The organism is Roseibium sp. FZY0029, from assembly GCF_036350355.1.
Taxonomy (GTDB): Bacteria; Pseudomonadota; Alphaproteobacteria; order Rhizobiales; family Stappiaceae; genus Roseibium.
This window is the reverse complement of the sequence record NZ_JAZDVZ010000011.1, coordinates 41,653-55,820: the sequence shown is the minus strand read 5'-3', so window position 1 is coordinate 55,820 and position 14,168 is coordinate 41,653. Positions and strand designations below refer to the sequence as shown.

General features: G+C 60.7%; 13 protein-coding genes. 4 read left to right on the top strand and 9 right to left on the bottom strand.

Annotated elements, in window-relative coordinates; genetic code table 11:
• Window positions 1-12: 12 nt before the first annotated feature.
• The 4 genes from V1T76_RS25605 to V1T76_RS25590 form a co-directional block, all read right to left on the bottom strand.
• The gene (locus V1T76_RS25605) at window positions 13-831 is read right to left on the bottom strand and encodes an SDR family NAD(P)-dependent oxidoreductase (RefSeq protein ID WP_330563517.1); all 819 of its coding nucleotides are present in this window, start codon (window positions 829-831) and stop codon (window positions 13-15) included.
• Window positions 828-2,195 (bottom strand): TRAP transporter large permease, encoded by a 1,368-nt coding sequence (locus tag V1T76_RS25600; protein ID WP_330563516.1) that lies wholly within the window; start codon window positions 2,193-2,195, stop codon window positions 828-830. The genes V1T76_RS25605 and V1T76_RS25600 overlap by 4 nt, the downstream gene beginning before the upstream one ends.
• 2 nt (window positions 2,196-2,197) lie before the next feature.
• Window positions 2,198-2,731 (bottom strand): TRAP transporter small permease subunit, encoded by a 534-nt coding sequence (locus V1T76_RS25595; RefSeq protein WP_330563515.1) that lies wholly within the window; start codon window positions 2,729-2,731, stop codon window positions 2,198-2,200.
• 74 nt (window positions 2,732-2,805) lie between these two features.
• On the bottom strand, window positions 2,806-3,831 hold the full coding sequence (locus V1T76_RS25590) for a TRAP transporter substrate-binding protein (RefSeq protein WP_330563514.1): 1,026 nt from the start codon (window positions 3,829-3,831) through the stop codon (window positions 2,806-2,808).
• Between the two features lie 200 nt (window positions 3,832-4,031).
• Between V1T76_RS25590 and V1T76_RS25585 the strand changes: the two genes are divergently transcribed.
• The 4 genes from V1T76_RS25585 to V1T76_RS25570 are packed head-to-tail and all read left to right on the top strand — an operon-like array spanning window position 4,032 to window position 8,519.
• Window positions 4,032-4,853, top strand: a complete 822-nt coding sequence (locus V1T76_RS25585) for an IclR family transcriptional regulator (protein ID WP_330563513.1) — start codon at window positions 4,032-4,034, stop codon at window positions 4,851-4,853.
• Between the two features lie 32 nt (window positions 4,854-4,885).
• Window positions 4,886-6,055 (top strand): acetyl-CoA acetyltransferase, encoded by a 1,170-nt coding sequence (locus V1T76_RS25580; RefSeq protein WP_330563512.1) that lies wholly within the window; start codon window positions 4,886-4,888, stop codon window positions 6,053-6,055.
• Complete coding sequence (locus V1T76_RS25575) at window positions 6,052-7,680, top strand: acyl-CoA synthetase (RefSeq protein WP_330563511.1); 1,629 nt, start codon at window positions 6,052-6,054, stop codon at window positions 7,678-7,680. The genes V1T76_RS25580 and V1T76_RS25575 overlap by 4 nt, the downstream gene beginning before the upstream one ends.
• Window positions 7,677-8,519, top strand: coding sequence for a hypothetical protein (locus tag V1T76_RS25570; protein WP_330563510.1), 843 nt, complete (start codon window positions 7,677-7,679; stop codon window positions 8,517-8,519). The genes V1T76_RS25575 and V1T76_RS25570 overlap by 4 nt, the downstream gene beginning before the upstream one ends.
• 200 nt (window positions 8,520-8,719) lie before the next feature.
• On the opposite strand, the gene V1T76_RS25565 is transcribed toward V1T76_RS25570, so the two are convergent.
• From V1T76_RS25565 to V1T76_RS25545, 5 genes are all read right to left on the bottom strand, one after another.
• Window positions 8,720-9,400: a class II aldolase/adducin family protein gene (locus V1T76_RS25565; RefSeq protein WP_330563509.1), complete on the bottom strand. Its 681-nt coding sequence runs from the start codon at window positions 9,398-9,400 to the stop codon at window positions 8,720-8,722.
• A gap of 63 nt (window positions 9,401-9,463) precedes the next feature.
• Window positions 9,464-10,279: a TIGR01459 family HAD-type hydrolase gene (locus V1T76_RS25560; protein ID WP_330563508.1), complete on the bottom strand. Its 816-nt coding sequence runs from the start codon at window positions 10,277-10,279 to the stop codon at window positions 9,464-9,466.
• 1 nt (window position 10,280) lies between these two features.
• On the bottom strand, window positions 10,281-11,534 hold the full coding sequence (locus tag V1T76_RS25555; protein ID WP_330563507.1) for an FGGY-family carbohydrate kinase: 1,254 nt from the start codon (window positions 11,532-11,534) through the stop codon (window positions 10,281-10,283).
• Window positions 11,531-12,610, bottom strand: coding sequence for a class II aldolase/adducin family protein (locus V1T76_RS25550; RefSeq protein WP_330563506.1), 1,080 nt, complete (start codon window positions 12,608-12,610; stop codon window positions 11,531-11,533). The genes V1T76_RS25555 and V1T76_RS25550 overlap by 4 nt, the downstream gene beginning before the upstream one ends.
• Complete coding sequence (locus V1T76_RS25545; protein ID WP_330563505.1) at window positions 12,607-14,166, bottom strand: glycerol-3-phosphate dehydrogenase; 1,560 nt, start codon at window positions 14,164-14,166, stop codon at window positions 12,607-12,609. The genes V1T76_RS25550 and V1T76_RS25545 overlap by 4 nt, the downstream gene beginning before the upstream one ends.
• Window positions 14,167-14,168 lie beyond the last annotated feature (2 nt).

Below are 14,168 nucleotides of genomic sequence, written 5' to 3'. Positions count from 1 at the left end.
TCCGGGAGAAAATCAGATTGCGGCGTTGCCCATCAGGATTGCCATGCCGCCGTCGACGCGCAGATCGACGCCGGTGATAAACCCGGCCGCATCGGACGCAAGGAAGAGAGCGGCTTCAGCCACGTCCCATCCAGTGCCCTGCCGTTTCATCGGAACCTGGGCGGCACGCGTCTTCGCGATCGTTTCCGCATTGGCAGCCGTCGCGATGTGCGCCTGGACATGCGGCGTATCGATCATGCCGGGTACGACCGTGTTGGAGCGCACGCCGCGGGCGGCATATTCCGTGGCGACGCTACGGGACAGGCGGCTAAGAGCTGCCTTGGAGGTTTCGTAGCCGACATAAGGGTAAGGACCGTTCAGATGGGCGGCCAGTGTCGTGATATAGACGATGGAGCCGCTCCCGTTCTTTTCAAGCTCCGGCAGGGCGGCCTGGGTGATATGGAACGCGGCGTCCAGATTGATCGAAAAGACGCGGCGCCAGTCCTCGTAAGGCGTGTCGCCGATGCCGCCCCGGGTGCTGATGCCGATGTTATAGTGAAGGATGTCCAGACCGCCGAAAGCGCTGACGGCTTCTGCCACGGCGGCGGCCGCGGCCTCAGGGTCGGTCATGTCGCCGACAAAGGACGCCGCCCTTCCGCCTTCGCCCTGGATCAGGTCGACCGTTTCCATCGCAGCCTTGCCGTTTTGATCCACCACAAGCACCTGGCCACCTTCGCGGGCGTAGAGAACGGCAGCTGCCTTGCCGTTGCCCCAGCCAGGACCGACGGATCCACCACCTATCACCGCGATACGTTTGCCTTCAACCCGGCCTGGTTTACCGATCTTTGTCATTGCATCACCTGATTGGGCAGCCAGAGCGCGATCTCCGGAAACGCGATGACGAGCCCGAGTAGAACGAGTTGCACCAGCACGAAGGGCACGATGCCGCGGTAGATGTCGCGCATGGTCAGCATGTCACCGGCGGCGCCTTTCAGATAAAACAGCGCAAATCCGAAGGGAGGTGTCAGGAAACTGGTCTGCAAGTTGAGTGACACCAGAATGGCGAACCAATAGATCATCTGAGAACTGTCGATATGGTTGCCAAGATGCATCAAAGGCACCACCGGCGCGAAGATCGGCAGCATGATCAGGGTGATCTCGATCCAGTCGAAAAAGAAGCCCATCACGAAGATCATCGCCATCATGGAGATCAGCAGACCCCAGTCGCCGAAGGGCAGAGCGCGAGCCGTCTCGACGATGAAATGCTCACCGCCGACTTTGCGGAAAATGTAGGAAAAAGCCGTGGCGCCGACGAAGATGAAGAACAGCATTCCCAGCGAGGTAACCGCGCCGTCCATGGACTCTCTCAGCGTCGTCCGGTTCAGGCGACCGCGTAGCAGTCCAAGCAACAGGGCGGCCGCAACGCCAACCCCCGAGGCCTCGGTCGGAGTGGCGACGCCTCCCAGGATGGAGCCCAGGACGGCGATGATCATCAGCAGCGGCGCGAGAACGGACTTGATCGTTTCCAGCCAAAGGCCGCGCCTTTCATCGTCACTCAAGGGCGCTGCCTTGGGGGCGATAGAGGGCTGCAAAAACGAGCGGACAACGATGTAGATCACATAGCAGCCGGCAAGGAGAAGGCCAGGCAAAAGAGCGGCGACGAACAAGCGGCCGAGCGAGATCGACAGCAGGTCGCCCATGAACACCAGCATCACGGAGGGCGGAATGAGAATGCCGAGCGTGCCCGCCGAGGCAACCGTGCCGGCGGACAGGCCCTTGTCATAGCCGCGCTCCAGCATGGTGGGGATGGCCAGCATGGTCAGCATGACAACCGAGGCTCCGATGATGCCCGTCGCGGCTGCCAGAATGGTACCCATGAGAATGACCGCCAGCGCGAGGCCGCCGGGAATGATGCGCATCAGGCGCTGCAGGGTCAGCAGCAAATCCTCGGCGATGCGCGTCTTTTCCATAACAAGCCCCATGAAAATGAACATGGGGGCCGCAACAAGGACGGCGTTGTCGATTGTTCCTGAGAAAATGCGGTTGGGCAGCAAGGTGGCCTGGACCAGCCGCATGTCTCCAGTCCAGATCGCAAGCAGTCCGAAGACCAAACTGATACCCATCAGCATGATCGCGACCGGAGCGCCGGAAAAAAGCAGCACGATGAGCGACAGGAACATCGCACCCGGCAGAAAGGCGGAGACGATCTCGGCCATGATCATTCCTCCCAGGGAGTGCGCAGGATGTCGGGCCGGCGCAGCGCGACGATGGCCTTGAACAGGACGGCCAGTCCGCCCGAAATGGTGAGCATGGCGCCCAGCGGGATCACGGATTTGATAATCCAGCGGTTCGGCAGACCGATGCCGCCGGGACTGCCTTCACCACGTTCGAACGAGCGCAGCACAAAGTCGGTCCCATACCAGGTCAGGAGCACCATGAACGGAATGAGAAAAGCCACGATCGCGACGATCTCGATCCAAAGCCGGGTGTTGCGACGCATGTTGCTGGAAAAAATGTCGATCCGGACATGGGCATCCGCCAGGTAGGTCCAGCCGAAACAGAGCAGTGCAATCGTGCCGTGAATGTGCCACTCCAGTTCCTGGAGCTTGAAGGATCCGGTCGAAAAAAAGCGCCGACCGACGACGTCGTAGAGAATGACCGCCGCCAGAACCAGCAGAAGCCAGCCGCACAGGCGCGCCGCGAGACGGCAAGGCAAGGCCAAAAAGTCGGATAGTCGCAACAGGGTGTTCATCAGGTCTGCCCGAAATCTGTCGGAAGATCAGCCGGGAGGCCGGACGCATCTTATCGCCCGACCTCCCTGGTTGCTTATTTCTTCACGTATGCCAAGTCGGACCACGTCTGGAATTTCTTGCGGAAATCCGACAGGCTTTCCCAAGCGCGTTTGAAATCCGGATCGGCTGCGGACTGCTCGACGACAACCTCGTCCCACGACTGACGGAATGCGGCCATCATCTCATCGTTCCATTGGTGAACCTGGACACCGGCGGCTTCCAGATCGGCCAACGGCTGAAGCTGTTTGGCTTCGCCTTCCGCCGCGGTCAGGGCGACATTGGCCTGGCAGGCGGTCTGGATGACGGTGCGCTGCTGATCCGACAAGCCGTCCCAGACATCCTGGTTGATGATGAAGGTAATCAGCGAGGTCTGCTGGTGCCAGCCGGGGAAGTAATAATGCGATGCGTATTCGTTCATACCGACGGCCTTGTCGATTAGCGGGAACGAAACTTCGGCAGCATCGATGGTGCCAAGACGGAGACCGGTCAGGGTGTCGGCGACGGGCATGGACTGCGCTTCGACGCCGAGTTTCGCCATCACGGCAGCGCCGAGGCCGAAGATGCGCATTTTGATGCCCTTCAGATCCTCCGGCTTGTTGATTTCCTTAGCGAACCAGCCGGAGGCTTCCGGGACCAGGATGGCGCAAAGCTCGGTGTGAATGTTGTACTTGGCCGTGATGTCAGCCCAAAGGTCCTTGCCGCCACCATAGTACCACCAGGCGGTGTAGGGGCGGATGTCCGGCCCGAAGGGGACCGAGGTAAAGATCGCCGCGGACGGTATAATGCCTTGGGCGAAGCCAGGGCTGTACCAACCTGCATCCACGGCACCGGTGGAGATGGCATCCCACATCTCGTTGCCGCCAACGATTGCACCGGGCTCGTTGAACTCGATCTTCAACTCGCCGCCGGTCAAGGCCTCAACCTGCTTGGTCAAGCCGACACCGCTGTCTCCCAGAAGCGGCAGCGACGACGGATATACGCTTTGCATGACCAGGGTCTCAGCCTGGGCCGCACATGTAAGCGAAAGAGCCGCGGCGGCGGCAATGGCAAAAGTCTTCATCAGTTTCTCCTCCCAATCGCGCTCTCATCACCAAAGGATGAATCCATGACTTAAAGACTTATGTCCATATCATGGATATGTGAGCTTGCCACAGAGTAGCGCCACGATCATAAATATGTAAGGGAAAAATTGGAAAATATTGCAATCTTCAAAATTCAGCGACAGAATACGGAGATTGCCAGGGGAGATATATCCATAATATGGATACTGCAACGCAGCAAAAATCAGACGGGTCGACCGGGGCTCAAAGTGTCGACCGTGTACTCGGCTTGCTGTCGACGATCGCCAGGGCGGGCGGAAAGTCCGTGTCCATCAACTTTCTGGTGGAGGAGAGCGGACTCAGTCGTCCAACTGTGCGGCGCATGATGCTGGCGCTCATCCGCGCGGGATTTGTCGAGCAGGATGAAGACAGCCGAACCTATGCGCTTGGCACGGAGAGCTATGTCATCGGCCTGATGGCGAACCGGAGGTTCAACCTTCTCGACCTCGCCATTGACAGTCTTGTTGCGCTGTCTCGGGAGAGCGAGGACACAAGCTTTCTTTCGATCCGGCGTGGGGCGCACTCGGTCTGCCTACATCGCGAGGAAGGGTCTTTTCCAATTCGGACACATGCTCTCCAGGCTGGACAAAAGCACCCGCTCGGAGTTGGAGCCGGCGGCATGGCAATTCTGGCGGCGCTGTCTGACGAGGAAGCGGAAAACACTATTGCGGACAACGCGGACCTGCTCGCGCGCGATTATCCCGGCTACTCGCTGGACCTCATGAGACAGCATGTAAGGGACACGCGGAAGCGTGGCTGGTCGGTGAACCCGGGCTTGTATGTGCCGAACTCCTGGGCGGTGGGCATTGTTCTCTTATCGCCTGACGGAAAACCGATCGGGGCCCTCTCCATCGCGGCTCTGGACGCGCGCATGCAGGCGGATCGCCAGATCAGGATCGCGGATCTTTTGAAGCGAGAGAAACGCTCGATAGAAACCAAGTTAAGTAGAAAACTGGATTTTGACATCCCAAGCACCGCCTGAGTGACGCGGTCTGGGGTTCGGGAGGAAATAAGATGCAGCATGCTCAGATTGTTGGCTGGGCCCACAGCAAGTTCGGCAAGTCCGACGCGCCGGGCCTGGAAGGTTTGATGGCAGAGGTCGTGCCGGCCGCCCTCGGCCATGCCGGTGTCGACGCGTGCGACGTCGACGGTATCTTCGTTGGTGTCTTCAACAACGGCTTCTCACAACAGGCCTTCGAGGGCGCGCTGGTTGGGATGACCCTTGACGACTTGCGTCATGTGCCGGCGACACGCCTGGAAAATGCCTGCGCCACGGGAACGGCGGCGCTTTATGCAGCCATGGATTTCATTGCGGCCGGGCGTGGAAAGATCGCACTCGTGGTCGGTGCCGAGAAGATGACTGCTGTTCCGACCACCCTGGCCGGCGATATCATGCTGAGCGGCTGTTACAGAGAAGAAGAGGATCAGGTGGAAGCCGGCTTCGCGGGAATCTTCGGCAAGATCGCCCAGACCTATTTTCAGGAAAACGGCGATCATTCCCTGGAATTGGCGATGATCGCAGCGAAAAACCATCGCAACGGCTTGCTGAATCCTTATGCGCATATGCAAAAAGCGTTGGACACCACATTCTGCAATACCGTGTCCGACAAGAACCCGTTGGTCGCCGGTCCCCTGCGGCGGACCGACTGCTCCCTGATCTCCGACGGAGCCGCGGCCCTGGTCGTCGCCGCGCCGGAAGTTGCAGAAACCATGGAACGGGCCATCGGCTTCCGCGCGCGCAATCAGGTGAATGACGTCCTGGCCCTGTCCCGCCGGGACGTGACTGAATTCGCCGGCCCGCGGAGGGCATGGAAAGCCTCGCTTGATGAAGCCGGGCTGACTCTCGATGACCTCGATATGGTGGAAACACATGACTGCTTCACCATTGCCGAATTGCTGGAATACGAGGCCATGGGTCTCGCCGAGCGTGGGAAGGGTGGCCGTGTTATCCGCGAGGGGATCACTGCGCGAGACGGAAAGTTGCCGGTCAACCCATCCGGCGGTTTGAAATCGCGGGGCCATCCCCTGGGGGCGACCGGTGTTTCCCAACACGTCATGGCCGCGATGCAACTGGCCGGCGAGGCAGGCGATATGCAACTGCCCGACGTGGAACTAGCCGGGGTGTTCAACATGGGCGGCGCTGCCGTCGCCAATTATGTTTCCATTCTGGAGCGTGTGAAATGAATTCGGCGACCTGCGAACGGGACACGGCTTTGCCGTGGTCAACGCGAACATCCAATATTGCGCACTTCCTGACACGGAATGCGGGCCGCCTCGGAGTTCGCCCGGCGATCATATGGTCTGAGAAGACCTGGACGTGGCGGCAGCTCGACGCCCGCGTATCGGCGCTGGCCGCAGCCATGCGCGAGAAATTCGGCATCAAACATGGCGCTCGGGTGCTCGTACAATCGCCGAACAACAACCAGATCATTGAGATCATGCTCGCGTGTTTCCGGCTTGGTGCAGTCTGGGTGCCGTCCAATTTCCGCCAGGGACCCGATGAGGTCGCCTACCTCGGACAGAAGGCTGAAGTGAGCCTGATGTTCTGCGAAGCCGGATTTCGCGCGCACGCCGAGGCCTGCCGCGCCGCCGTGCCGGATCTGGTAGACGTGATCTCGATCGGCGATGCGGAATTCGGTCCCTCCTACGAAGCATTGATTGATGCCTATCAGGGAACGGACGTGGCCAATGCCGACGTGGATCGGGACGACCCGTGCTGGTTGTTTTTTACCTCCGGCTCCACCGGACGGCCGAAAGCCGTTGTCCTCACCCATGGGCAACTCACCTTCACCATCCTCAATCACCTGAACGATCTCATGCCGGCCTCTACGTCGGACGACGTAAGTCTCGTCGTGGCACCGCTGTCCCACGGCGCCGGTATGCATCAACTGACCCAGCTTGCGGTTGGCGCCGTCAGCGTTCTGCTGCCTTCCGGCCGGTTCGACCCGGCGGTTGCCTGGGACCTGGTGGAACGTTGCAAGGTGACCAACATGTTCACCGTTCCCACCATCGTGAAGATGCTGGTTGAGCATCCGTCCGTCGACGCGCACGACCATTCCAGCCTGCGTTATGTCATCTACGCCGGCGCGCCCATGTACCGGGAGGACCAGAAATACGCCTTACGGAAACTTGGCCGTGTTCTCGTCCAGTATTTCGGTCTGGGAGAGGTCACGGGTGCGATTACCGTTCTGCCGCGCCACGATCACTATGCCGAAGATGTTCCGGAGGCACGGATCGGCACGTGCGGCATAGAGCGGACCGGTCTTCAGATCAGTATCCAGGATGAAGACGGGACGCATCTGCCACCGATGGCCACTGGTGAGATCTGTGTTACCGGTCCGGCCGTTTGCGCCGGCTATTACAAGGACGACGAGGCGAATACGAAAGCGTTCCGGGACGGCTGGTTCCGCACCGGCGACCTCGGCCACATGGATGCGGAACGGTATCTTTACATCACCGGCCGAGCCTCGGACATGTACATTTCCGGCGGCTCCAACGTCTATCCGCGTGAAGTCGAGGAACTGCTTCTAACCCATCCAGCCCTCAAGGAAGTGGCTGTTCTCGGGATACCGCATCCCAAGTGGGGCGAGACCGGGCTCGCGGTCTGCGTCGCGGAGGGAGGCGGAAGGCTCGATGAGACATCCTTGCTCGCCATGCTGGAGGGGCGGCTGGCGAAATACAAGCAGCCCAGCCATTTCGTGTTCCTGACGGAAATGCCGAAAACCGGCTATGGCAAGATCACCAAGAAGCTCATTCGCGAAGAACTGATCGCGCGTGGCCTGATGCCGGAACTGGAGGGCGCTTCATGAGCCGCTCGCATTTGATCAAGCACCCGGGCCCACCTACCACGCCGCGCCGTCACGTGGTGTCAGGCAACGCGGTTTCCTTCGAGTTTGTCCTGCCCAAGGGCATGACGTTCATGACGGCAGTCGCCGCTGCCATGGACAAGGCCGGGTGCGACAGCGCGGTGATCCGGCTCGACGGTTTGGAGATCGGTCCCTACGACTATGTCATGCCGGACCGGTCGCCGGACGACGCACATGCCGCCTGGTACAGCCAGACACATTCGGGCAAGACAGCCACCCTGACCCAGGGCACCGCGATCGTTGGTCGACGGGACGAGGCATGGTTCCTGCATTGTCATGCGATCTGGGAGGACCCGGAAAACGGGCGTTGCGTCGGCCATCTGCTACCGGATCAGGTGATGATCGCCGCGGCCTACGAGGGCACGGGCTATGCCTTCCACGGCGGATGTTTCGATGTGACCCAGGACGCGGAAACGAATTTCTCCTTTTTCCGACCCCGGAAGCTCAGGGAACCTGACCGTGTCAACGCGGCCATCGTTTCCCTGGCCCCGCATGAGGACCTTGCGACGTCCGTGACCGAACTGATCGAGGAACTCGATTTGGGGGAGCCGGCGCTTCTGGGCATTGGCAGCTTGATCGGGGCCGATTTCGTGGACGCGCCTTCCATGGAATCCCCGATTTCCGAGGTGCTGCTTTTGAATGAAGCCAGAGGCAAGGGGGCTGCCGATCCCTATCTGCCGATGTTTTGTGTCGATCCGGATGGAAATTTTTTTTCCGGCGACATTGTTCCCGGTGGCGCGCCGGTGTGTGTCACCTTCGAGTTGCTCCTGGTTTCTACCTGACTTCCCAGCTCCTTCAGGGCCTTTCAATCTGACCGTGAAAGGCCTTGGACACATGGAGCATTCCGCGCCGAGTGCTGAAGGTGAGATTGCCGGTGTCTGACAGCAATAGTCTTCGTCAGTGCAGAGAATGGCAACTTCGCGGTGCTGCATCGCAGACCATATCAGGTGCGAAAAGCCATTTGCAGTGTTGGAGACAAAAGTCAGGCGCCAGCCTTCTTCTTGCCTTTGCCATCCTGAAGTCCGTATCCGGAAAAGGATTTGAGTGTGTCGGCGACGGCTTGATCGGATAAAAGAACCGGGCCGCCGATCTGGAGGCTCAGGTAATATTGCCGGGCGATCGTCTCCAGTTCGACAGCCCGCCACATGGCTTTGGCGAGGCTTTCACCGACCGCGATCATGCCGTGATTGGCCAGCAGGCAGGCGGTCCGGTCCTGCATCGCTTCGATTGCGAGCTTGGATAACTCTTCCGTGCCGAAGGTCGCGTATCCGGCACAGCGCACGTTAGTGCCCCCGAAAGCCGCGATCATGTAGTGGCAGGAAGGAATTTCTTTCCTCGCGATGGCCAGCGTTGTGCAATATGTCGGATGGGCGTGCACGACGGCTTCGGCATCCTTGCGCTCGCGCAACAAGGCGTGATGGAAGCGCCATTCGGTCGAAGGTTTCAGTGGGCCTTCCCAGGCGCCCGACGGATCGTTTAGGTCGACGGACGCAATCATGTCCGGTTCCATTTGATCGTAAGGGGTCGCTGATGGCGAAATGAGCATGCGGTCTTTATGACGGACCGAAATGTTGCCTGACGTTCCTTGATTGAGTCCGTTCGCGTTCATTTCCCGGCACCGGGCGATCAATTCTTCGCGGAGCGAGAGTTCTACCTTTTTCATTTTGAGCGTCTCCTGTTTGTTTCGAGTTCGGGCGTGCGCAAGTCGTGTGGTGGTCGCGTGCCGTTAATACCTCAGGGTTTTCATCGAGAAATCCGCGGTGGCCCCGCTGTCTGGTGTGTCGGCCTGGACCCCGGCGGTGATCAGCAGGGTTCGGCATCCTGCGCGGTTGCCACCGAGAATGTCATGACGGGGGCTGTCGCCGACCATCAGGCATCGCCCTGGCGTCACCGCACCGAGTGCCCGCAAGCCGGCGGAAAACATCGCCGCATCCGGCTTGCCGAGATAGACGACCTCGCCCCCCGCATCGGAATAGTCTTTCGCCACGAGGCCAGGTCCGTACGAAGCCTGGTTTCCAGCATAGATGGTGGTGTCCGGATTGGCGCAGATGGCGGGAACGCCGATCTGGGCCAGAGGGGTAAGGAGGCGCCTGTAATCCTCTCGGCTGTGTGTTTCGGGATTATTGCCGCTGATGATCACGAGTTCGACAGGATCCCCGGGACCTGCTGCTGTAATGGGTAAGTCGTCAGTCAGGCTTTGATCGTTTTCCCGCGACAGGAGCAGAACGGCTCCACCCTCGGAAAGGCGGTTATCTGCAAGGCGTTGAAGCAGCAACTCGCGCGTAAGTTCGCCCGATGTGACAATGGCTTTGAAGGCACTCAACGGGAAGCCAAGCCGGGCCAGGCGATCCGCGTTGGGTTTGGCGAGCCGTCCCGAATTGGACAGGGCAACAATCGGCATCCCGCGCTCCTGAAGGGCCTGAACGCACTCTATCGCGCCCGGGAAAGCTTTCTTGCCGTCATGCAGCACGCCGAACTGGTCGAGCAGCACGCCGTCTACAGAGTCAAGGATTTCAGAAAGATGGGTGATCGTTTGCGGCATGTCAGGACAAGGCCTCGCGAGCGATGAGCGCGGACCCGACCGCCGCTTCCCTGGCAAGAACCGGTTCGGCTGGAACTTCAAGCAGCTTGAGCCGGATACGGGTCCAGACGGGGTTGCCCGCGCCGCTGCCAACGGTCCTCACGCTGGTCAATGCCGGAGCGCCGAGTTCCACGAGGCGCTGGTAACCGAGCTTCTCGATCCGCGCGATCCCGGTCAGCAATCCCTTGAAGAAGGCGGCATTATCCTCCGGCCGTGGTGTCACGCGGGGCGGCAGCTTCGGGTCATTGATTGGAAACCGCTCGCCGGGGCGGGGCAGTGGATAGTAGTCGAGTTCGCTGGGCGTTTCCGGATCGATGCCGGCGGTAAGCTGCGCCATTTCATCGAGATCGAAATGCGCGAGAAGAGCCGCGCCGCCGCTGTTGGACGCGCCGCCCGCGAGCCAAAGATCGCCGATCCGGTGACTGTATATGCCATATTCCGGGGCGAACAACGGACCATCGCACAGCACTTTCAAAGTCATGGTGGTACCGAGCACCGTCACTCCCTCTCCGGGGCGCTTGGCGCCGGTGGCAAGGAACGACGCGCAGCCGTCACTCATTCCGGCGACGATCGGACTGCCGACCGGCAGCCCGAATTCTCCGCCGGTGCGGGCTGTGACGGTCCCCGTCGGCACGACCTCTGGCAGCAGGGTTCGCCGGATCGAGGTTCCGTCGAGCCAGTCCGGCCAGCTGCGGTTGACCGGGTCGTAACCGGTCTTGAGTGCATTGCTTTCATCACTCGGCACAGGCGCACCCGCGAGCCGCTCGGCAATCCAGTCGGCCTGATGCACGATCCGGGCAACGCCGGGCCGACGCTGCAGCTCCATTGCGCGGGCCAAGGCGGAACTAGCGCCGTGAGCCGCGCTTTGGCTCGGCGCGACAGCCGCGATCTCTTCGGGAATACGCTGGTCCTCGACCGCGTCGTTGTACATCAGAGCGTGCCCGATCGGATGTCCTTTTCCGTCCAGAGCGAGAACGGTGCCTGACGTCCCATCCACGCAAATACCGGCAGTCGCGGTAAGGTCCACCGTCCGTCCGAGGTCACGGAGGCAGTCATTGAGCGCTTGTTCCCACACGACGGGGTCACGCCGGATGTGGTCATCCGTTTCGATAACAGCGCGGCCAAGTCCCAGTATCGTTCCCTCCGCACCGATGGCTGCGGCTCGGACACCGGAGGTTCCGATATCGATCCCGATAAACAACGAGCCACCGGTCATGTGGCGTGTCTCTGCGTGCTTTGCTCCTTGTTGAGCGACTTCCGGTAAGTCTCCGCATCCCAGTCGAGAAGTTCCGCTTCCTGGTCCCTCGACAGACGCGTAACGCTCGCATTTGGATCGACCCGCGTCAGCACGTCACCGAATGCCGAAGCAAGGGCCAGCTCGGAGCGGGAAGCCGTTTGCGGCATGGCAGCGCCGTGGCCGGGGACGAGCACCAGCTTGCTTGGGAATGGGGCTTGCGCAGCTCTTGCCACTGCTTGCGAAACCGTCTCGGAAGGCATGGTCACGGTGACACCCGGTCCCAGGAACACCAGGTGGTCCGGATAAAGCGTTCGCCCATCGGCTATCGCAAGCAGGCGTTCATCCAACGCGATCCGTTGGGTGGGTCGATGAGGCACAGGCATCCAGCCGGTTCCCGAAAGCCGGTCCTTAAGCGCAGGAGAGGCATCCGCCGGGTCCGCCTTGGTTGCCGGCGTCAATCTGGCGCTGACCTCTCGCAGCAGACTGTCGGCTTCAGCAACCGTCTCGCCACAAACGACGAGACCGTGATTGCCGAGAACCAGTATTTCCGTTCCGACCGGTGCGTTTTCGCGAATGGCGCGAGCAAGGCCGCTGCCGGGTTTGGCATAGGGGATGAATGCGAACGAGAGACCGTCGAGCTTTTCCGCCAGAAACGCGGGCGCGTCTTTCCGGATCGCCGCCGCGATCGTGGCCACACAGTGGGTGTGTAACACGACCTTGGCCGGCGAGCTGGCGTGCACGGTGGCCTCGATGGAGGCCCGTAGGCCTGACGGATTTTCGGATGCGTGCGTAAACGGTCCGACGTCGTCGGCACTTTCGTCGTCCGACGTAATCGCCTGGGTCAGGCCGTCATAATCGACGGGCACAAAAATATCCCGTGTCTCCGCGTCCGCGAGCCAGGTCCCGGAGGCCTTCACCCACATGATGCCACCGCACTTGATGGATGTATTACCGCCCGGCCCTTGAACCTGCAACGGATCCAGACCCAACCGGGTCGAGACCGTCCGCAAGGCCGCGAATTCCGGATTTGCCTGCAAGGCCTCGTAAGCCGTCATGCCGCCCCCTGTCTGCATGTCATCCAAGCGTCGACAGAAGCTTTTTCCGCTTCGTTCAGGAAAAGCCCGTGCTTCGTCCGTCGAACCAGCATGTCCTCGGTTGTCTGGGCCCATTCGTTGTCGGTCAGCCAGCGGGCTTCGATTTCATAGAAGAGCCCGCCGAAATGCGTTCCGAGATCGGCGAGGGAATGGGCGCCTGACAGCAGATCGAAGGTTGCTGTGCCATAGCAGCGCCCATAGTGGCGAACCAGGTCCGGCGGGAGCTCCGGGAAGGCGTCTTGGAGGGAGGCAAGCCAGACGGTCATGTTTGCATCGGGAATGTCGCCGCCGGGCAGAGGCGCGCTGTCGGTCCAGGCGGCCCCCATCCCTGGAAAGAACGGGGCGAGACGTTCAAGCGCATGTTCGGCGAGCTTTCTGTAGGTCGTCAGTTTGCCACCAAACGCGCTGAGAAAAGGGGCCTGCCGGCCGGCGCCTTTGTGTCCTTCATCCAACTCGAACGTGTAGTCGCGGGTAACGGCGGATGCAGATTTGCCGTCGTCGTCATCGAACAAGGGCCGGACGCCAGAATAGGCGTGCAGCACGTCCGACGAGCCATGCTGCCGGAGGAAGTAGCTGTTCAGGATATCGAGCAGGTAGTCGATCTCGTCCTGATCAATCCGGACGTCTTCCGGCCGGCCGTTGAACGGCACATCCGTTGTGCCCACCAGGGCGAGATCGTCGAAATAGGGGTTGACGAAGATGAGGCGCTTGTCCGGTGCCTGAAGTACAAAACCGTTTTCTCCGTCCCACCATTTGCGCATGATGATGTGACTGCCCTTGACCAGACGGACGCTGGACTTGGAGGCGGCACCGTCAATGGATGTAATGACCTTTTCCACCCACGGACCGGCGCCGTTGAAGATCGCCCGGGCATGGACCGTGCGCTCCGCTCCGCTGCGCGTGTCCTGCAAGGTCGCGCGCCAGAGATCGCCCTCGCGTTCAGCAGCGCTCAAGGCCGTCCGCGTCAGGATCTCTGCACCCCGTCTTGCCGCGTCGATCGCGTTAAGAACAACAAGCCGGGCGTCATCAATCCACACATCCCAGTAGGCAAAGCCCTTGTCGAACGTCGGCCGGAGCAACGTGTTGCCCCATTCCGCCTTGAGATCGGCACCTTTCGAGCCCGGGATCCGTTTGCGCCCGCCCAGATGATCATAAAGAAACAGGCCCAGACGGATCAGCCAGCGCGGCCGCTGTTCGGGGCTGTGAACCAGAATGAGACGCAGCGGCTTCGACAGATGTGGGGCGACGTTGAGAACGACCTCGCGCTCGATCAATGCTTCGCGCACCAGCCGGAATTCGTAATATTCCAGGTACCGGAGGCCGCCATGAATATATTTTCCGGATCGGGAGGACGTGCCTTCTGACAAGTCGTCCTTCTCGCATAGAATGACAGACAGGCCGCGGCCTACCGCGTCGCGCGCGACACCTACCCCGTTGATGCCTCCGCCGGCGACGAGAAGATCGACAGGATTTTCCTTGCTTCCGATGTTTGGCGTTCGAGAACCGCTGACACTCATCC